This is a genomic window from Shewanella sp. 10N.286.52.E4, assembly GCF_041468785.1.
GTDB lineage: Bacteria > Pseudomonadota > Gammaproteobacteria > Enterobacterales > Shewanellaceae > Shewanella > Shewanella electrodiphila.
Map to the genome: position 1 here is coordinate 165,144 of NZ_JBFRJJ010000020.1, position 21,674 is coordinate 186,817.

Sequence of the window (21,674 nt, forward strand, 5' to 3'; positions counted from 1 at the left end):
TACGCATTTGATGCTGCAACCCTGATGGCTCATAGGATGTTTAATGACTTAATCTCTGTGTGCTACCACTTCAATACACACAAATATGTTAGCCAATAAACAATACTAAGCTATGTACGCTCAAACCATTTTGGTGATGCTGCTATAAAATACGGATTTAAAATATTTTCTTTTTGGTTGTACTCAAGCGGTGTGAGTTCAGGGTAAATAAGCACCTGACCACCCGCACTTTCTAATACCGCTTGCGCCGCACCGGTATCCCACTCGCTAGTTAAGCCTAAACGTGGATATACATCAGCATTGCCTTCAGCAACTAAGCAAAACTTCAGCGAACTCCCCACACTTTGCATTTGGTGGTCGCCGATATTAGCAACGTATTCAGCAAGGCCAGGGCTAATATGTGAGCGGCTGCCGACCACAATAGGCTTATCATTAATCTGTTGCTGACTGATATCCAACACTTGCTGCTTTGCGTTGCTTTCTAACCATGCACCCTCGCCTAAGAGGCCTGAGTAGCATTTATTTAATACAGGGGCGTACACGACACCCGCCACGGCTTTGCCGTTATGGATAAGCGCAATGTTGACCGTAAACTCGCCATTGCGTTTAATAAATTCTTTGGTGCCATCTAATGGATCAATTAACCAATAGGTTGACCAGTTTCTTCTTACATTCCAATCAATGTCCGCAGCTTCTTCACTCATCACTGGTATATCAACAAAATGTTTTTCAAGTTCAGCGACAATCACATTATGGCTGGCGATATCGGCTTCCGTAACTGGGCTGTCATCTTGCTTTTGCTCAATTTGCAAGTCAGGCTTTGAATACACTTGCATAATCGCATCACCTGCCAGCTTGGCAATGGTAATGACGGTATCGAGCTGTGCTTTAGTTAAGCTTGTATGTTGTACTAATTTTTTATTACTCAAAGGGAATTCCTTAGAAAATACCGACATTTAAGCCAGAAAATTATCAACATACATTATGCCATCTTGCTTATTAAACATTTATAACTATTTTGTTTGTCTTAGACATTTAACATGATTGAAATTAATGCCATTAAATGGCTTGTACCACGGGTTTTCTTTATTCACTCACACTAGATTTCTAACATGATGTAATCTGATTTCACTCAAGGCTAAAACTTTATTGTTACTTATTTGTAACGCCAGCTTGATAGTAAGCCAAGAGCGATGAGCTTAAAACCCTCATCGCCTTGACTGCATTCGTATTCAAACTTATTTAGTCAACATCACATTATCAACTTGCATCACGACACCACTTTGATTACCCCATGCAGGAAAGATAACTAAAGGTGTATCCACTTGAGTTAAATCTAAACTAGAACCTGTATTGGCTACGACATCTGCAAACGCTATTTTGTAATGAGTCCAAACACCAATTTCAGGCGCATCAATCGCAAAGTCACCTGAACTGCATGGATGACCACAGTCGACTTTAATATTAAAATCTCTTACTTCACGTGGGTCGCTGGTGACATTCAAATCAAACTCGACAAAGTTAAAGCTACTGACGTCTTGCTGAAAATTTGCACTTTGAAAATACACCACGGCTTCATTCGTATTAAAACTAAATTGGCTCACAAGATTATTGTCACCACCAACATCAACCTGTTCAATTGCAACACTCCCTGTTGCCGCATAATGACCAATTTCAAAAGGCGCTTTAACTGCATCATCATAAACAATTAATTCATCAGATTGAGACACTTCATATTCATAGCGCACATTATCAATTTGCAGGCTCATATTGCCTAAAGGCTCTATCACAAAAGGGTTGGCTACCGAGGCTAAATCAACAAAGCTTCCCGGTGAAAATCGATTACCACTGGCAACAAGGTCGGCAATAGGTAAGCGAATTTCACTCCAAGTATTTAACTCGGGTAAAACCACGCTGGTGTCGCTAACATTGGGCCAGCCACTGTCTATTTTAACCAATAGTTCCACGTCATTATCGGTGCTAATGACATTCAAATCGAAAACTAACACGCCATTCGTCGCCCAATGGGATAAATCAGCCGTGGGAGGGTATGCAAAATACGCGTTCCCCGTTGCGCCAACCTTGTCTAACTGAAGCACTTCGCCGCGCCCTTCAACCTCAACAGCAGCAAGCGTGACAGAACCATCAGGGTTATAGCTGTCTAAGCTTAGCCCTTCGCTGAGCTCGTCATCATATAAAATGAATTCTGGCCCAGCTCCAATATCAGTCGATGGCGTGGTGATTTCAGGTGCTGTATGGCCTTCGACCATTTCAGCACTTTCACTAATAGACGCACAGCCTTGTCCTGTTTCTGGCGAAACACTGCATTCATACACTCGTACATAATCCACTTCTAACGTCTGTGGGAATACGCTTTCATCCACCCCTGTATTATTGACATTCGCCGCCCACGTGCCGCCAACTGCTAGGTTTAAAATCATATGAAATGGCTGATTGTAAGGCGCATCTTCTGGAGCACTTTGAAGGTTCCCATCTGCATCCGTGTATTGGCTATACCAGCCTGCTGAAGTTTGAGTGGCAAAATGAACCTCATCAACGTACCAACGGATCTCATCTTTTTCCCATTCCACTGCGTACACATGAAAATCGTCAGCAGGGTTTGACCCTTCTGGCAGTGAATATTCTGCGCCAGAATAAACATTTCCAGGCCATGCTTTGCCATAATGCAAAGTACCGTGAATACGAGACTCAGGCTCAGAACCTTCGGTAACTACTTTTAAATTCACCGCTTCCATGATGTCGATTTCACCCGACCCCGCCCAAGGGCCATACACCCAATCCGTCGGTAACATCCAGATTGCAGGCCACGTTCCTTGGCCTTGAGGCATTTTGGCGCGGATCTCAAAACGGCCGTATTTCCAATCCCCTTTATTGGTGGAATCTAATCTTGCCGAGGTATAAGGTTGCTGCTTAGATGTATCGGTTGCATCGTAATTAGGATCGCCTAAAGCCACGGCTGGACCGCTAAAATCTTCTCGCTCAGCCGTTATCACTAACATGCCATCAGCTACTTTGCTGTTTTCATCACGCTGGGTATAACACTGATGTTCTTCATTGCCCCCGCCATAACAGTTATGGGCAAGATTCCATTTTTCTAGATCAATCGCAGTTCCGTCAAACTCATCACTCCAAACTAGTGTCCACAGGCTTTCTTGTGGCTGTTCGACGGTGTTATTAACCGGTGTAATATCATTTTCTGTTGAGCTATCTGAACCACAACCAACTAGCAATGCTGCGGCGATACTCATACTGGTGAAGGTGAAGGTTAAAGTTGATGTTAATTTTTTCATTTTCCCCCCAAGGAAATAGTAAAATAACTTGAAAAAAATCCAACAAAATCCCTTACAAAGTTAATTGCAAGTTCACAACAGTGCAGGAGTTATTGCCAGTTGATTGTCTTAACAATCAACTGGCAAAGATTAATTAAAGCGCTGGACAGGTAATCGTGGCGTCATTAGCCGCATTAGGCACAATCAGTAAATCACTGAAATTAATTTCGGCTTTACCTTCTGTCGCAATATAGAAAGGTGTATTGATATTGCCAAACTCAACTTGCTGATTTGCAAAACACTTCAAATCAACACTAATAGTTTGCCAAGTTCCAACTGACTCATTTAAGGCTCCTGCAATATCAACATCTGCGCGGCAATCTCTATCGCACGCCACACCTAACATGACCGGTTTTTCAACCTTGTTGGTGGTTTTAATTAATACAGATAAAGCGGCATTACTGTTTGAATAAGCACGTAAGTCACGTGGGAAGTTACTGATTAACCCAACAAAGCCCATGCCTGTTCCGTTAAAGTTCACTAACCTTGCGTCTTCTTGCACTGCTTTATCAAAGGTTCTTAAGGTCAATGCATCATTTTTTTGAATACTGCTACTTACTGTCTCCATTGAGGTTTCTGTACCAATAATCAGTTTCCAAGGTGCTTTTACAGCTCGCTCAAATAAGGCTAACGTTTCAAGCTTAGCGTCAGATGCGAAGTTATCTTCTGAAAGCGTATCTGACACCTGACTTTTTTCACCGTATTTAAGACCATAACCATAGGCAAATAAGGGTTGGTAGTCTTCATCATTCACATTAACCGACGTTTGCTGCGGCGTTGTTGGCCATGAGAAAGATAGCTTACCGACAAAGTCAGCATTGACTTTTCCATCTATCTCAGTGAAAAGTACTTGAGCTACGCCATCACCTTCTGTGCCAGGTAACCAAGCAGCGACAAAGGCATCTGATGCGTTTAATTCAGGGTTAACCCACATAGGACGGCCACTGATAAATACTGAAACCACTGGAATACCCTGAGATTTTAATGATTGCAGTAAAGCTAAATCACGCTTATCTCCACGTTGGTATTCAAGGTTATCAATGTCGCCATTACCTTCTGCATACGGCTCTTCACCAAATACCACAATTGCCACATCAGGTTTGTTTGTTGCGTCAAATTGACCATCAACACTCAACCAAGCTTGACCACCCGCAGCATCCACAGTTTGCTCAATACCCGCAAAAATCGAAGTTGCACCTGGGAAATCTTCATTTAAGTTATCAGTACCCTGCCAAGTAATACTCCAACCACCAGATTGCTTACCGATATTATCGGCTGCATCACCCGCCACTAAAACTTTGGAATTTGGCGCTAATGGTAAAATGTTAGCGTTATTTTTAAGCATTACTAGTGACTCACGCACCGCTTGTCTTGCGACATCTCGATGCGCTTTTGCACCAATTAATTCTGTTTTGCCTGAAATAGCGCGATTAGCAGGACTTGGTTTTTCAAATAATCCAGCTCTGAATTTAACTCTAAGAATACGACGTACTGCATCATCAACACGTGCTTGACTAATTTCGCCATCTTTAACTTGGGCAATCGTGTTTTCGTAAAGAGGTTTCCAAGCACTGGTTGGCACCATGAATACATCTAGGCCTGCATTGGCAGCTTGAGCACATGATTCATTAGTACAGCCGTCAACTTGGCCATGACCGTTCCAGTCACCTACCACAAAACCATCAAAACCCATTTTGTCTTTTAATACATCATTAAGTAGGTATTTTTCGCCGTGGATTTTTTTACCTTGCCAGCTATTAAATGACGCCATGACGGTTTGCGCGCCAGCAGTTAAACCGCCAACATAACCCTGAGCATGGATATCAAATAAGTCTTGCTCTGAATCTAGGTTTTGCCCCTGATCAATACCCTTTTCTGTTCCACCATCACCCAAGAAATGTTTTACCGTTGAAATGACATGTTGGTCAGATAAAAAGTCATCACCGACTTTTCCTTGCAAACCTTCAACAATCGAGTGCGAGTAAGCTTTAACAATGCGTGGATCTTCTGAGTAACCTTCATAGGTTCTTCCCCAGCGATCATCCCTTACAACCGCAACAGTTGGAGCAAACACCCAATCAATTCCTGTTACCATTACTTCTTTGGCTGTAATGGCAGCAATATCACGGATCAAGTCTGGATTATTCGCCGCACCCAAACCAATGTTATGGGGAAACAAGGTCGCACCAATGACATTGTTATGACCATGAACCGCATCGGTTCCCCACATTGTTGGAATAGCGATACCATCAACGCTGTCGTCCATAGATGCTTGGTACATATCTTCAGCTAACTTAATCCAGTCCGCAGGTGTTGCGTGTTTATCATCATTTGGATAAGCTCCGCCGCCATTCAAATAAGAACCAAATCCATACTTACGCATATCTTCAACGGTGATATCACGGATTTCAGGTTGGATCATCTGAGCAATTTTTTGCTCTAAGGTCATCTTTTCCATTAACGATGAAATGCGCTGTTCAAGTTCAGCATCTTTCGCTAATGGAATCGCAAGCTTTGGCCAAATATCAATATTATTTACTGTCGCTACGTCATTGTTTTTGGCTGCAACTTCTACTTCAACCACAGGCTGTTTATCTGCTTTAACCGATGCCATTGGCATATCCTTGTTTTCACCTGAACAAGCCGATAGCCCCATCAATACGGTTAATACTTGCAGTGGCAATGCTAATTGCTTCCTTGCGATAACCTTATTTGCCTTTTTCATAAAATTTGCCTTATGTATTCTTGTCATAAATTCTATATTTGTTTTTAAATGTTTCATCATTAAGCGTTTAAGTCGAATATTACGCAGCTTCTGGGCGTTTAGCTTTACTGCCCACTAAACCGTAATAAGCAATAAAGGCGTAACACACTAGCGGTAAAACAAACGCCAATTGAATGCCAAAGGTATCAGCTAGCATGCCTTGCAATAGTGGGACAATCGCACCACCAACAATCGCTAAACACAAGACACCAGAACCTTGACTGGTATGCTGCTTTAAATCTGTTAACGCTAAGCTAAAGATCGTTGGGAACATAATAGAATTGCATAGTCCAACCAATAGCAATGCCCACATTGCTGTTGTTCCTTCAGATAACATCGCTACTGCCACTAATAAAACTGCGCAGGTAGCGTTAAATGCTAGCACTTTGCCTGCAGCTATTTTTTGCATCACCAAAGCACCAATAAAGCGACCAACCATTGCACCACCAAAATAATAAGCAATGTACTTAGCAGCTTGCGATTCAGTAAATCCACCAATGTCAGGCTGAGTCAAAAAGTTAATTAAAAAGCTACCAATCCCAACTTCGGCGCCAACATAAACAAAGATACCTACAGCGCCTAATACCAAGTGTGGATATTTCCACGCACTACCTGTGCCCTTTTGTTGTTTGGTTTTTTGCTCGCTAATACCAAGAACGGGTAACTTTAAAATGAAGAAAATAATCGCTAGCACACACAAGGCGCCAGCTAACATTAAATAAGGAACTTGCACTGTACTGGCTTGATGTACAGCTGCAATAGATGACTCTGCCGCACTAGAAGCTGCTTCATGGGGTTGATTACTTAAAATCAAGTAACTGCCAAAAAATGGCGCGACTGTGGTACCAAGCGCATTAAATGCTTGAGTCATGGTTAATCTTGAAGACGCGGTTTCTGCAGGGCCTAATGCACTCACATAAGGATTAGCGGCAACTTGTAATATGGTGATACCCGATGCTAATACAAAAAAAGCACTTAAGAACATCCAATAAGAGGCATAGCTCGCTGACGGGTAAAAGAGTAAACAACCTGCGCAGGCAATAGCCAGTCCGGTAACAATCCCTTTTTGATATCCAATTTTACCGACTAAAGAGCCTGCAGGAATTGATACAATAAAATAGGCGCCAAAGAAACAAAACTGAACTAACATGGCTTGGGTATAGCTTAATTCAAACATATTTTTTAAATATGGAATTAAGATGTCATTTAAACAGGTTAAAAAACCCCACATAAAAAATAGTGAGGTTAATGCCATCAAAGCAAACCGAAAATTCCCAGTTTGATGAACACTCCCCATTTCTGCAGCATCTGCATTTAACGGTGCGTTAGCCATGACATTTCCTCTTTAATTATTATGTATTTATGGTTTAAGTCTATCTAAGCACCCTTGTCCTACATCTTTGGTAGTACATGGATAGGCCGTTTCGAGAATTATCTAAATCAATTATTGACGTTTGGTTAATTAATCACTAATCTCGATGTAAGCGCTTTCATTTTTAACATACCGATAACGAAAGTCAACGATTTTTATTAGTAAAAATTGTAACAGCACCTCAGTAACCGCCTGTGTTTAGGCCTTTGAAGCGCTGTAGGCAGAATTACATCAGAAACATATTAAGTGAATAATAAATATGAAAATATCATTACCATCAGATTCTAAAATGCACTCAAAAGAATTTACTTTTGGTGTTGCAACCGCCTCTTTTCAAATTGAAGGAGCGGCTGATTCTCGCTTACCTTGTATCTGGGATACCTTCTGCGCAACACCAGACAAAATCCGTGACGGTTCTGACGGCAAACAAGCTTGCGAGCATGTGGCATTATGGAAAGATGATGTTGAGTTGATTGAATCATTAGGAGTTGATGCTTATCGATTATCTATTTCTTGGGGGCGTGTGATTAATCAAGATGGTAGCCTCAATCAAGAAGGTGTGAGCTTTTATACTAACTTGATGGATAATCTTATCGCCCGAGGGATAAAGGTATATGCCACGCTTTATCATTGGGATCTACCACAACATATTGAAGATCAAGGTGGTTGGTTAAATAGAAAGACTGCCTACCTCTTCCAAGACTACGCCGATAAAATCACTCAAGCACTTGGTGATCGCGTACATTCTTACGCCACATTAAATGAACCTTTTTGTAGCTCTTATTTAGGCTATGAGATTGGTATTCATGCACCAGGCCTTGCAACAAAAGCCTATGGTCGTAAATCTGCGCACCACTTATTACTTGCTCACGGTCTTGCCATGCAAGTGATTCAAAAGAACTGCCCAAACGCATTAAACGGTATCGTGCTTAACTTCACTCCTTGTTACCCTTATTCTGACAAGCCAGCTGATATCAAAGCCAGCCAAATTGCTGATGACTACTTTAATCAGTGGTATATCAAACCAATAATGGATGGTAAATATCCTGAAATAATTAATGATTTTGATGACGGTGACAAACCAGATATTGAACCTGGGGACATGGACATTATTAGTCAACCAATCGACTTTTTAGGAATTAACTTTTATACCCGAGCCGTGTATCAAGCTTGCAGTGAAAACCAGTTTGAACAAATTGATATGAAAGATGCCCCTAAAACTGATATTGGTTGGGAAATTTACCCTGCTGCCTTCACCGACTTATTAGCTAGCTTACATAACACCTATACATTACCGCCAATTTACATCACTGAAAATGGCGCAGCTATGGATGATAAAATTGTTGATGACGCGGTAAATGATTTAGACAGACTTGAATATTACCAAGCGCATTTAAATGCGGTTAATGATGCTATTGAGCAAGGCGTTAAAATCGATGGTTATTTTGCATGGAGCTTAATGGATAATTTTGAATGGGCAGAGGGCTATTTAAAACGCTTTGGGATAGTGTATGTTGATTACCAAACACAAAAACGAACAATAAAACGCAGTGGTCTTGCCTACCGTGATTTTATTAGCCAAAGAGCTAAATAATAACAAAATAAAAATAATGCCCAACACCCTACATTAGAAAAATAATAACCCGAAAGAGGTTTGCATGATTAGCGTTAAAGAGAAGATAGCCTATGGATTAGGTGATACAGCCAGTAATATCGTTTTCCAAACGGTGATGTTATTTCTTACGTTTTTTTATACTGACATATTTGGTATTTCACCTGCATTTGTCGGCACAATGTTTCTGGCTGTTCGATTTATTGATGCTATAACCGACCCTCTGATGGGGGCACTCACTGATAGAACAGAAACCAAATGGGGTAAATTCCGTCCTTACCTTATATGGTTTGCTCTGCCTTTTGGCTTGATTAGTGTTTTAGCATTTACGACACCTGACTTAGCTGAAGAAGGCAAAATGATTTACGCCTTTGTCACCTATACGGCGTTAATGATGGTTTATACCGCGATCAACATTCCTTATTGTGCATTAGGTGGTGTATTAACAGCCGATCCCAAAGAACGAGTTTCAGTACAGTCTTATCGCTTTGTGTTTGCCATGATTGGCGGTTTAATGGTGTCAGGATTAACATTACCTTTAGTTGAATATTTCGGCCAAGGCGATCAAGCTAAAGGTTATCAACTGACCATTGCAGCAATGAGCGCATTGGGCGTGGTGATGTTTATTCTGTGTTTTCTTGGCACAAAAGAGCGCTTACACCCACCGAAAGATCAAAACTTAAGCTTTAAAAGAGATTTCAAGTTACTGTGGCAAAACGATCAGTGGCGTATTCTATCTATAGCCGCTATATGGCTATTATCAGGCATGGTGCTTAAAACCAGCTTAGCAATCTATTACGTTAAGTATTATTTGCATATGCCAGACTCAATCACTTTATTCATTACTCTTGGTATGATTGGTAATATATTTGGCTGTATTTTAGCTGAGCCTTTAGCTAAACGAGTCTGTAAGGTCAAAGCTTATATCACCATTCAATTCATTGCTGCTGCTCTGTGTATTGCGGCCTATTTTGTCTCAGGCGACCAAGTTGAACTCGCATTTGCACTGTTTATTGTGTGGGGCTTTACGTTTAATATGGGCACCCCACTATTGTGGGCGAAAATGGCAGACGTAGTTGACTACGGTCAATTTAAGACTGGCGTAAGAATTACCGGAATGATTTATTCTTCAGTTATTTTCTTTATCAAGTTAGGTGTTGCGATTGGTGGTGCAGCCGCTGGTTGGTTGCTGGCATTATATGGTTACCAAGCTGATGTTGAACAAACCCAAGCAACTCAACAAGGGATTTTGATTTCATTTACTATCTACCCTGCAGTGGGATCAATTATCGTTGCTATCGTCATGAAATGGTACAAGTTAGACAATGAGCAAGTTGAGAAAGTGCACGCTGCAATTACACAATAAATATGTTCAATAGTCACTAATGAATAATTATTTAAAAATTGAGAAAGTTAATAATTACAGAGCTTGATATAATTGATAAGCACAACAGATAATACTGTTTATTTGGCGAACTGATTTATTAATGTTCGTCAAATAAAACCGTTTTTTTAATGAATGTACTAAATAGTTCATGCTAGTCTAACCGACGTTTTGACTCTCATCATTAGCTAGACAGTATTAAATAGGGATATATGGCGACAATATATGACGTATCAGTTTTAGCAGGCGTTTCACTCGCGACAGTGTCCCGAGTGATGAATAACAACACTAAAGTCAGCGAAAAAACGAAACAGAAAGTATTAAGTGCAATGGATCAATTGGGATATCGTCCAAATACCATTGCGCAGTCCCTTGCGTCTAACCGTTCAAATAGTGTCGGTGTGTTAGTGTCTCAATTAGACGGTCCCTATTACGGCCCAATGATGACTGAGATTGAAACTGCACTTCGAGCGGGCAATAAACACGTTATCATTGCAGCTGGACACAGTGATGAGTCCCAAGAAAAAGACGGTGTTGAGTTTTTAATGAGTCGAGGCTGTGATGCGTTAATTCTTGACGTAGAAGCTGTTGATGATGAATATCTGATTAAGTTGCACCAGGGTGATACTCCCATCGTGCTGATTAACCGCTACATCGAAGAAATCAGTGATGCTTGTGTTTATTTAGATAATGATCTTGGTGGTTACCTAGCCACCAAACACATTCTCAGTCATGGACATAAAGACATTGCGTATATCTCAGGCCCCAAATTTAAACTCGATGCTCAAGACCGATTACATGGTCATCAACGGGCATTAACTGAATTTGGTGTCGAATTTGATGAGCAACTGTGCTTTGAGGGAGACTTTAAAGAGCACAGCGGCTGTTTAGCAATGGAGCACTTACTTAGCGTCAAAAAGACTTTTACCGCAGTAGTGTGTGCTAACGATCAAATGGCCTCTGGTGCCATTGCAGTATGCCTTGAAAAAGGCATGAAAATCCCACAAGAGTTGTCATTTGTGGGATACGATAACATCCCTTTCCCACAATATATCTCCCCTAAACTCACGACAGTGAATAACCCGATCCATGAAATGGGCAAAATGGCTGCATTTTGGGTATTAAAGCATGTTTATAATGACCCTAAAGCTGAAGTTGAAAATACCTTTACACCACAGTTAATAGTTAGAGATTCGGCAACTAAGCCTTCTGACAATCACAACAAACAATTATAAGCGCAACAAACAATAATAAGTGCAAAGCACCCATCCCTAGATGATTGCCTGTCAGACCCAATTTAGCCGCGACTTATGCGGCTTTTTAATTAGCAGCATTCAAGCTTGCTACATCAAAAATCAATTCTTATACCTTACTTCGCATTTCTCAAGTTATTGCACAACTAGTCTTATTTCAATATGGGGATCTGCCATCAGTTTCAGGCCTGCTTTTGTGCTTACTGCTTTGCGTACTTTCTAAAATAGTATCTAAATTCATGGCCATTTTTGACTCCGAAATTGACCTAATACTCATTTAAAAACACTGTTTATTTGTCATACAATATGTGTAAAAACAAGCATGTAACTGCATTAAACTGTCCTTAAATTGAAATTAGCTTCCATAATCTGCAACAACCACCTTCCCTAGCGTATTTATTTCAAAAAAAATGTAAGCGCTATCACAAAATTATTTCTTTTTTTATTTTAGATAAAACTGCTAAGTAGTAAATTATTAATGTTTTTATTCAGTAACTTAAGATTTATTGTTTTGTTTTACTATAAAAACAAAGTTAACAGCTTGTGATTTTTTGTAGCAATTATTGTTGACGCTGTTAACAAATTAATCTAGTTTTATGTAAGCGCTTACATTAACTTTTACATAAAGGCTTTTCAAAGCGTTTACAAATGATGAATAAAACATATTACGTGAATGCGTAATCCGAATAAAAAAATCAGAGAGTAGTAGCCTGAGATCTAGTCGAGGGGAGACTTAGATGAAATTTAGAACATTTAAAAAGACCAGAATTGCCACTAGTTTGTCGGTAGTACTGAGTGCAAGTACCATGATGCCAGCATTCGCAGCTGATGAAGCGGCTGCAGATGAAAACATTGAAGTACTTCAAGTCACGGGTATTCGCGGAAGCTTAATTAAATCAATGGATTTAAAACGTAGCTCTAACGGTATCGTTGATGCAATTAACGCTGAAGACATTGGTAAGTTCCCAGACAGTAACTTAGCTGAGTCTTTGCAACGTATTACGGGTGTATCAATCGACAGACAAAATGGTGAAGGTAGCCGTGTTTCTGTTCGTGGTTTCGGTGCAGACCAAAACTTGGTTATGCTCAATAACCGTCAAATGCCAGTAACAACCGGTTCTCGCTCTTTTGACTTCGCTAACATTGCATCAGAAGCAATTAGTGCTGTTGAAGTTGAGAAAACAAGCCAAGCGAAAAACTCAACTGGTGGTATTGGCGCAACAATTAATGTTCTAACTCATCGCCCACTAAGCTCTCCAGGCCTTAAAGCGACTTTCGGTGTTAAAGCTGTTGATGATCAATCAACTGATGAAGGCTCTGTTACACCTGAACTATCAGGTTTATATTCAAATACATTTGCTGATGGCAAATTTGGTATTTCGATTTCAGCGAGTTACCAAGAACGTGAAAGCGGTAACCAACAAGCTCAAGTCGGCACAGGCTGGCGTAGCTTCCCAGGTATTGTTGACCAAGACTGGGGCGGCGATAATGCAGAATGGGGCGGCGTACCAAAAGATGATAATCAAATTAACCGTGCCGGTGAAGATGATATTTACTCAGTGCCTCAAACCACTGTTTACCGTTTTGAAGAGCAGCAACGTACTCGTACTAATGGTCAGTTAGTTTTGCAATACGAGCCTATTGACTCGTTACGTGCAACTCTAGATTACACTTATATGCAAAATGATGTTGATACCCAATCACATGATGTATCAGCATGGTTTAACTTTGTTGGAACTCAAGAAAGTACTTGGTCTGACGGCCCAGTTTCTTCTCCATTGGTTTACTCTGAAACTTACCCTGATGGCGGCGCTGATTTATCAATGGCTGCTGGTGATTACGGAACTCGTGATGAAAGCGGTTCTTTAGGTTTTAATTTAGAGTGGGATGCAACTGATAACTTATTCTTATCATTGGATTACCATACTTCAGAAGCAGAGCGTTCACCTAATAGCCCGAACGGAAGTAACAGTAACCTAAGTACTGCAGCATTTATTCGTACAAGCGCTGCAACTGATTTCACTGGTGACGTACCAGTACTCGCTGTTGGCGGTGGTAATGCTGTTCGTCCTGAAGATATGCGTGTTACTGGTTCAGTATTTGGTAATGCTCGTAATAAATCAGAAGTTGAACAACTACAAATTAATGGTACTTACGTTTTTGAAGAAGCAGGTAGCATCGACTTTGGTATCGCAGCAACTGACGTAAATAACCATTCACAAGAGGTTAATGTCCAACGTAATGACTGGGGGGGGGTTGGTAACGCTGGTGATTTAGATGCAGCTTGGTTCCCAGCGGGTAGTGTTCAAGATAAATTTGATGGTTCGCAAGGTGACTTCTCAGATTATGAAGGCTCTGCCTCTATTGACCCACAAGATGTTATTTTCCTTTGGGATTTTGAAGCGGTTCGCGCTCGCGCTGCTGAACTATACGGCTCTACAGCTATTGGTGACTGTGGTAACGGCTTCTGCCCTTCAACTGATTACACTACAGATCGCTACACTCAAGAAGAATCGCAATCTGCTTATGTTCAATATAATTACGAAGGCGAATGGGGCGATATGCCATTTGATGTTCACTTCGGCGTACGTTATGAAAAAACCGACGTAGAATCAACATCTCGAGTTTTAACATATAATGAAGCGACTTGGATAGCTGAAACTGAAGTTGCTTTAGGCAGCACTGCTACTGACAACAGTGCTTTCCAAACTGAGACTGGCGAGTACGACTATTTTTTACCAAGCTTTAATTTCAATATCGAAGTAATAGAAGATGTTTATGTACGTGCCGCATACAGTGAAACTATTGGTCGTCCTGATTACACCTCAATTCAAGGCGGAACATCAATAGGAGAGCTGGCTAACCGAGGAGGTGGTTCTGGTAATACGGGTACTCCAGGCTTGCTCCCACTTGAGTCGACTAACTACGATTTATCAACAGAGTGGTATTATGATGATGCCAGTTACGTTTCTGTGGGCTATTTCCGTAAAGACGTAACCAACTTTATTGATAGTAACTCTGTTAATTCTAACCTTTATAACATTCCAGACCCAACCCAAGGTGCTTATGTTCAAGAAGCTATTGCAGCAGGTGAAGTCGAAGCTGTAGACCAACGTAATTGGATATATACAAACTATAACTCCATCGACGGTTTATTAGGTCAAGATCCTAACGTTACTAGAAATGCAGACAATGGCAATATTGAAATTACCGGTGGTGCTGGTGATCCAGATTTAATCTTTAACATTGCTACACCATCTAACAGTAGCGACAGTTCTGTGATTGATGGTTGGGAGTTCGCTGTACAGCATTTCTTTGGTGAGTCTGGTTTTGGTATGCAAGCTAACTACACCATCGTTAACGCCGGTGATTCTTATGACAATTTCAACCTAAACCGCCCTGGTTATGCAGAACAAAACGTACTAACCAACATCAGTGATACGGCTAACGTTGTCGCAATGTATGAAAACTATGGCTTCTCTGCTCGTTTAGCATGGAACTGGCGTGATGAGTTCTTGAACTCTACAGGAGACGGCACCGGTGCTAACCCATCATATACTGAAGAATACTCACAAGTTGATTTCAATATTGGTTATGACGTCGCTGCAGTTGAAGGCCTAACAGTATTCTTCGAAGGGTTAAACATTACTGAAGAAAATACGCGTACTCATGGTCGTGCATATTCTCAAGTTCTTAATTACACCCAAACAGGAGCTCGATACAGTTTAGGTGCGCGTTATACATTCTAACTTGAACACGATTTAAATATGTAAACTAAGGTCGTTTGAGGTGACTATCATGGTCACCTCTTTTTTTAAGCTACATCCGTTAGCAACATGGACGTTGCACCTTTTTTATGAATTTACAATTCTCTCTCATTATTACAAATTATTACTTACAAACACTTGTAAGCGATTGAAAAATATTCAATGCTAGTCAAGCTCTAGCGGAAAAAATGACTCTATCGATACGAATTAAAGTTATTAAAACTGCCCTTAACTACACAATTTAAAATAGGCATTTTATGGCACAAGCGATTCAAAACATTATTATTGTTGGCGGCGGCACTGCAGGTTGGTTAACAGCGGGAATATTGGCTGCTGAACACAACGCTGATAATGGCAAGTTATCGCCCTCTCCTAAGCTCAATATCACTTTAATAGAATCTCCAGATGTGCCGACCATTGGCGTAGGTGAAGGTACTTGGCCTTCAATGCGCAGCACACTCAAAAATATCGGCATCAGTGAAACTGAGTTTTTAATCCATTGCGACGCAAGTTTTAAGCAAGGTTCGCGTTTTTTCAACTGGACTCACTCAGCTAATACACACAATCGCTCCGGCGAGCAATATCTTCATCCTTTCAGTTTACCTATAGGAACAAACGAATTAGATCTTTGTCCTTACTGGATGCCACACAGAGAGCAAGTCAGCTTTGCAGATGCTGTTGGTCAGCAAAATCAATTAAGCCAATTATTTTTAGCGCCTAAACAAATCACTACTGGTGAGTATCAATTTCAAAATAATTACGGCTACCACCTTAACGCAGGTAAGTTTAGCCAGCTGTTGCAAAAGCATTGCACCGAAAAACTTGGCGTGACTCATATTCAAGACCATGTCACCAGTATTCACAAAAACGACAATGGGGATATTAGCCACTTAGCAACCAAGCAATCAGGCATCCTCAAGGCTGACTTTTTTGTGGATTGTACTGGAGTCAAATCTTTACTGCTTGGTGAGCAGTTAAGCGTTCCATTTATATGCCAAAAGTCGGTGTTATTTAATGATTCCGCTTTAGCGGTACAAGTCCCCTACCTAAGCCCTGACTCAGAGATTGCTTCATGCACTCATTCTACTGCGCAAACAAATGGTTGGATTTGGGATATTGGTTTACCGACAAGACGAGGCGTCGGTCATGTCTATTCATCGAGTCATACCGATCAAGACCAAGCAGAAAAGCAGCTTATCGATTACCTTAGACCCACAGTCAATATTGATGTGGATAATCTAGAGTTCAAAAAACTTTCTATTGCACCGGGGCATCGACAAGTCTGCTGGAAAAACAATTGTATGGCTATCGGTATGGCTGCAGGCTTTATCGAGCCTTTAGAAGCATCAGCGCTAGCATTAGTTGAATGGAGTGCCAATACCCTTGCTAAGCAATTACCTGCGAATAGACAAGTAATGGATATTGTTGCCTCTCGAGTCAATCAACGTTTTAGCCAACATTGGCAGCAAATTATCGAATTTTTAAAGCTGCATTATGTCCTGAGTAAAAGAAGCGACAGTGACTATTGGCATGACCATCGTGAGTCATCAACGATACCGGATTCTTTACAACAAAAAATCGAGCTGTGGCGAACTCAAGCGCCGAATATACACGACATTCAACATACAGATGTATTATTTCCAGCTGCGAGTTTTCAATTCGTGCTTTATGGTATGGAATTTCAGACCATGGTGCCAACTCAACTAAAGCCGTCATTGCAACATAAAGCTCAACAACTTTTCAGTGAAAATATAAAACGTACACAAGGCTTAAAACAAATATTGCCCACCAACCGAGAGTTGCTGGCAAAAATTGCCCAATATGGATTACCTAAGATTTAGTCGCAATACAATAATAAACAACAAATTACACTCGCTATTACAAGACAAATTACACATAACAATAAACACAGCTAAGACTGTATTTGATTAGGATGTCAGCATGAATAAACCAGTATTACTCAATAGTGTCGATCATAAAGACTTAAAAATTATTACTGAACGCTCAGAAAAATTCGGTGATAACCTTTGGTACACAGTGACCTTTCCAGCCGAATTTAGAAGTGTACAGGCGCATTATCCAATCTTTTTTCAAAAAGACAGTAATACCGGCCAATTCTATTCTGTTGCTATGTTTGGCTTCCAACATAAAGAAAACTTGTTTCTTCAAGATGGTAAATGGCAAGCGGCCTATATTCCATTAACTGTCCGCCGCCAACCTTTTTTAATCGGTCAGCAAACTGTACAGGAAGATGGTGTTGAGCAGGTTCAACGTGTGATTCATTTAGATCCAAACCATCCTAGAATCAATGAAGCCGAAGGTGAGCCGCTATTCTTCCCATACGGTGGTAACACCCCTTACCTTGATGAAGTCGGTGAAATGCTTGAAACCATTCACCATGGCTTAATCGATAGCAAAAACTTTATTGAAACCCTAATCAAACTTGAATTGCTTGAGTCATTTACTCTAGACATTGAGCTTGATAACGGTGAAAAGCACCAAATGATTGGTTTTTACACCATCAATGAACAAACCCTTGCCACGCTTCCCGCGGAAACACTCGCTGAACTGCATCAGCAAGGTTATCTCAGCGCTATCTATATGACGTTGGCATCACAATCAAATATAAGACAGCTATTGAACTTCAAAAATGCTCAGACAAGTGCTTAACGCTGTATCAGGCACATCTATAAGGTTGTTGTAAATGGATACGAAACAGACAGTAAGAGTGATTGAAAACAGCTCAATGAGTGACATCATTGATGAGATTGAGTCAATCGATGAACCCGTTATTTTTAAAGGAGCTTGTGCCCACTGGCCTTTAGTGGAAACAGGCCTTAAAAGTGCTGAAGATGCGGCTCAATACTTACTGTCTTTTTATCAGCAAACCCCAGTAACTGCCTATTACGTGGCACCAGAACATAAAGGCCGCGTATTCTATAACGATCAAGTTAACGGCTTTAATTATCAGGCCGCCCAGCTTAATTTACATCAGGTGATTGATAAGCTATTTACCCATAAAGATGATGACTTTCCGCCAAGTATCTATATGGGTTCAACTGAGATTAATCAGTTTCTGCCAGGTTTAGCAGATAAAAACAGCTTAAAACTTGAGTCTATTAAGCCGCTAACCAGCGTCTGGTTAGGTAATCAATCTCGAATAGCAGCACATTTTGATTTCCCGCAAAATCTTGCCTGTAACGTTGTTGGCAAGCGTACTTTTACCCTATTCCCACCCGAACAAGTCGGTAATTTATACATTGGCCCGATGGAGTTTGCCCCTGGTGGCCAAGAAATTAGTATGGTCAACTTTGATGCGCCCGACTTTGATAGATATCCTAAATATAAACATGCCCTTGCAGCGGCTCAAACCGCTGAGCTTGAGCCAGGTGATGTGCTATATGTTCCTAGTATGTGGTGGCATCAAGTAAGTGGTGTAGAAGCCTTTAATGTGTTGATAACCCACTGGTGGCGAGACACGCCAGCTTATCTAGGTAGACCGAATAACGCGCTGGCAATGGCAATGTTAAGTCTTCGCTCACTGCCTAAAGCACAACGACAAGCTTGGAAAGCCATGTTCAATCACTACATATTTGATCATGATGACGATGACGTCAGTCATATCCCGAAAGATGCTCAAGGGATGCAGACTAAACCTCTAGATGATATCAATGCTCGAAAGCTTAGAGCGGACTTAATTAATAAGTTAAAGCGATAAACTCATAAAGAAGCGAGTTCATTAATTTTCAAACAACGAATAATAAAGAGTTAATCACTATTTTGTGAATTGATCGTAAGGAAATTCTGTTATGCAAAAGCAAGCCTCTGAAAAAGCAAACGCTTCAAACAAGCCAATTAAAAAAGTTGTCATCGCAGGTGGTGGCACCGCTGGCTGGATGGCCGCTGCTGCATTAACAAAACTGCTAGGTAAAAACTTAGAAGTGGTACTGGTTGAATCCGATCAAATAGGCACTGTAGGTGTCGGTGAAGCCACCATTCCTACGTTGCATATTTTTCATCGTTTATTAGGCATTAAAGAACAAGATGTCATGGCTGCTACCAATGCCACTTTTAAATTAGGTATTTCATTTGAAAATTGGCACGATGTGGGAAAAGATTACATTCACTCCTTTGGTTTTCTCGGCAAAGATTGCTGGGCCTGTGGTTTCCAACATTTTTGGCTGAAAGGCCAACAACGTGGCATCGTCAGTGAAATCGGCGACTATTGTACTGAGCATTTAGCGGCGCGAGAAGGTCGCTTTGCTGTACTGCCTAATCAAGATTACAACCATGCGTATCATATGGATGCGACGCTTTACGCTAAATTCTTACGTGCCATTGCCGAGCAACATGGCATCACTCGTATAGAAGGCAAAATTTCTGATGTCTTGCAACATGAAGATAGCGGCAATATTAAAGCCTTACAACTTGACTCAGGCGAAATTGTGGAAGGTGATTTATTCCTAGATTGCACTGGGTTTAGAGCCATGCTTATCGAAGGCACACTCAATACAGGTTTTGATGATTGGAGCCATTGGTTACCTTGTGATAGCGCCATTGCAGTGCAAACCAAAACCACCGAAAAACCGATTCCTTATACTCGCTCAATCGCTCGTGATTCAGGTTGGCAATGGCGGATTCCACTTCAAAGCCGTACCGGTAATGGCATCGTTTTTTGCAGTAAATACATGAGTGATGAAGATGCCAAAACCACGTTAATGAACAATATTGAAGGTGAGCCGTTAACTGACCCTCGCGTGATTAAGTTCCGCACAGGCAGTCGCCGTAAAACATGGCATAAAAACTGTGTCGCAATTGGTTTATCATCTGGTTTTTTAGAGCCGTTAGAGTCCACCAGCATCCACCTTATTCAACGAGGTATTGTGCGTCTTCTGCAAATGTTCCCTTCACAAGGTATTGTTGAAGAAGACATTAATGAGTTTAATGAGCAAACTCGCACAGAAACTGAAAACATCCGCGACTTTATTGTATTGCATTATAAGGTCACAGACCGTACTGATACTCGCTTCTGGCGCTATTGTAAAAATATGAGCGTACCTTCATCGTTGCAACATCGTATCGATATGTTTGATGCTTCTGGCAAAGTGTATAAACACGGTAATGAATTATTTGGCGAAAGTTCTTGGATACAGGTAATGATGGGTCAAGGGTTAGCACCGAAACAATATCACCCAATCGTCGATATGATGGAAGATGAAGAGTTGGAACACTTCTTAGGCTCAATCAAAGCAAAAGCGAAACAGAAAGTCTCGAATTTGCCTGATCATTATGATTTTGTGCAGCATTACTGTAAGTCAAAAATGCTTTAACTAGTCATGATTGAGTTTATTTAGAATTAAGCCAGTAAGGTTGTTTATGACAGAACCACATTCGCAAACAGTGCAAAAGCAAGTATCTAGTGCTAAGCCAACAGATCTCAATCCAATGGTACGCGTCAACAAGCTATTGAAACCAGAGATCCATTATATTGGTGAGCAAAAAACACCTGTGATTGTTATCGATGACTTTACTGCTGACATCTCTGAACTACAACATTGCGCTAATCAAATCGACTTTAACTTAGACAAAGGTTCTTATTATCCAGGGATAAGAGCCAAACTGCCTAGAGATTATGTGATTGAAGTATTAAACCACGTATTTCAATTGATTTATGATGTTTACAAAATACCCACTAACCTTCGCATCAAACCTCAAGCAACGTACTTTTCGTTAATCAATCGCCAGCCAGAAAATTTGACGACGTTACAACGTATTCCTCACTTTGATACCCCTGCGCCCTATTATTTTGCATTACTGCAGTACCTTAACGAAGAGGATCATGGGGCAACGGCATTTTTTAAGCACGTTCCCACACAATTCGAACGTATTACCCAAGCCAATATGGATGAATACTTCCGAGCTGCAGAGCCCTATTTACAAGAACTAGCTCCGCATCCGGCAAAATATTTTGTCGAAAGTAATCAGTATTACCAACAACATCATCAAATCGAATATAAACAACATCGATTGGTGATATATCCGGGTAATTTGTTGCATTCAACTTTAGTCTGTCCTAAAACAGATATTGATAGTAACCCCCAAACAGGCCGCTTAACGGCCAATATATTCATCAATGTCAGCTAATTATGCTGGTGAACTCTTTGCCAATTAA

13 protein-coding genes are annotated in these 21,674 nt (G+C 40.8%); 9 read left to right on the plus strand and 4 right to left on the minus strand.

Going from position 1 to position 21,674, the window contains the following annotated elements; translation table 11 throughout:
- Positions 1–110: 110 nt before the first annotated feature.
- The 4 genes from cysQ to AB4153_RS11110 form a co-directional block, all read right to left on the minus strand.
- Positions 111–929, minus strand: a complete 819-nt coding sequence (cysQ, locus tag AB4153_RS11095; protein WP_371997416.1) for a 3'(2'),5'-bisphosphate nucleotidase CysQ — start codon at positions 927–929, stop codon at positions 111–113.
- 309 nt (positions 930–1,238) lie between these two features.
- Positions 1,239–3,311, minus strand: coding sequence for a family 16 glycosylhydrolase (locus AB4153_RS11100; protein ID WP_371997418.1), 2,073 nt, complete (start codon positions 3,309–3,311; stop codon positions 1,239–1,241).
- A 133-nt stretch (positions 3,312–3,444) separates the two neighbouring features.
- Positions 3,445–6,075, minus strand: a complete 2,631-nt coding sequence (locus AB4153_RS11105; RefSeq protein ID WP_371997419.1) for an exo 1,3/1,4-beta-D-glucan glucohydrolase — start codon at positions 6,073–6,075, stop codon at positions 3,445–3,447.
- Positions 6,076–6,154: 79 nt separating this feature from the next.
- Positions 6,155–7,447 carry a sugar MFS transporter gene (locus tag AB4153_RS11110; protein ID WP_248954712.1) on the minus strand — a complete coding sequence of 431 codons (1,293 nt, stop codon included), beginning with the start codon at positions 7,445–7,447 and terminating at the stop codon, positions 6,155–6,157.
- A 298-nt stretch (positions 7,448–7,745) separates the two neighbouring features.
- Here AB4153_RS11110 and AB4153_RS11115 point away from each other — a divergent pair, with 298 nt between their 5' ends.
- From AB4153_RS11115 to AB4153_RS11155, 9 genes are all read left to right on the plus strand, one after another.
- Positions 7,746–9,080, plus strand: a complete 1,335-nt coding sequence (locus AB4153_RS11115) for a GH1 family beta-glucosidase (protein ID WP_371997421.1) — start codon at positions 7,746–7,748, stop codon at positions 9,078–9,080.
- 64 nt (positions 9,081–9,144) lie between these two features.
- Positions 9,145–10,464 carry a glycoside-pentoside-hexuronide (GPH):cation symporter gene (locus AB4153_RS11120; protein WP_371997423.1) on the plus strand — a complete coding sequence of 440 codons (1,320 nt, stop codon included), beginning with the start codon at positions 9,145–9,147 and terminating at the stop codon, positions 10,462–10,464.
- Between the two features lie 230 nt (positions 10,465–10,694).
- On the plus strand, positions 10,695–11,717 hold the full coding sequence (locus AB4153_RS11125) for a LacI family DNA-binding transcriptional regulator (RefSeq protein WP_102526283.1): 1,023 nt from the start codon (positions 10,695–10,697) through the stop codon (positions 11,715–11,717).
- A 755-nt stretch (positions 11,718–12,472) separates the two neighbouring features.
- On the plus strand, positions 12,473–15,484 hold the full coding sequence (locus AB4153_RS11130) for a TonB-dependent receptor (RefSeq protein WP_371997424.1): 3,012 nt from the start codon (positions 12,473–12,475) through the stop codon (positions 15,482–15,484).
- Positions 15,485–15,759: 275 nt separating this feature from the next.
- Positions 15,760–17,343, plus strand: coding sequence for a tryptophan halogenase family protein (locus AB4153_RS11135; protein ID WP_371997425.1), 1,584 nt, complete (start codon positions 15,760–15,762; stop codon positions 17,341–17,343).
- 100 nt (positions 17,344–17,443) lie between these two features.
- Entirely contained in the window at positions 17,444–18,172 is a 729-nt protein-coding gene (locus AB4153_RS11140; protein ID WP_303515738.1) for a SapC family protein, read from the plus strand.
- Positions 18,173–18,206: 34 nt separating this feature from the next.
- Positions 18,207–19,220: a cupin-like domain-containing protein gene (locus AB4153_RS11145; protein ID WP_371997427.1), complete on the plus strand. Its 1,014-nt coding sequence runs from the start codon at positions 18,207–18,209 to the stop codon at positions 19,218–19,220.
- A 91-nt stretch (positions 19,221–19,311) separates the two neighbouring features.
- Entirely contained in the window at positions 19,312–20,832 is a 1,521-nt protein-coding gene (locus AB4153_RS11150) for a tryptophan halogenase family protein (protein ID WP_371997428.1), read from the plus strand.
- Between the two features lie 46 nt (positions 20,833–20,878).
- Complete coding sequence (locus AB4153_RS11155) at positions 20,879–21,646, plus strand: DUF6445 family protein (protein ID WP_371997430.1); 768 nt, start codon at positions 20,879–20,881, stop codon at positions 21,644–21,646.
- The last annotated feature ends 28 nt before the right edge of the window (positions 21,647–21,674 follow it).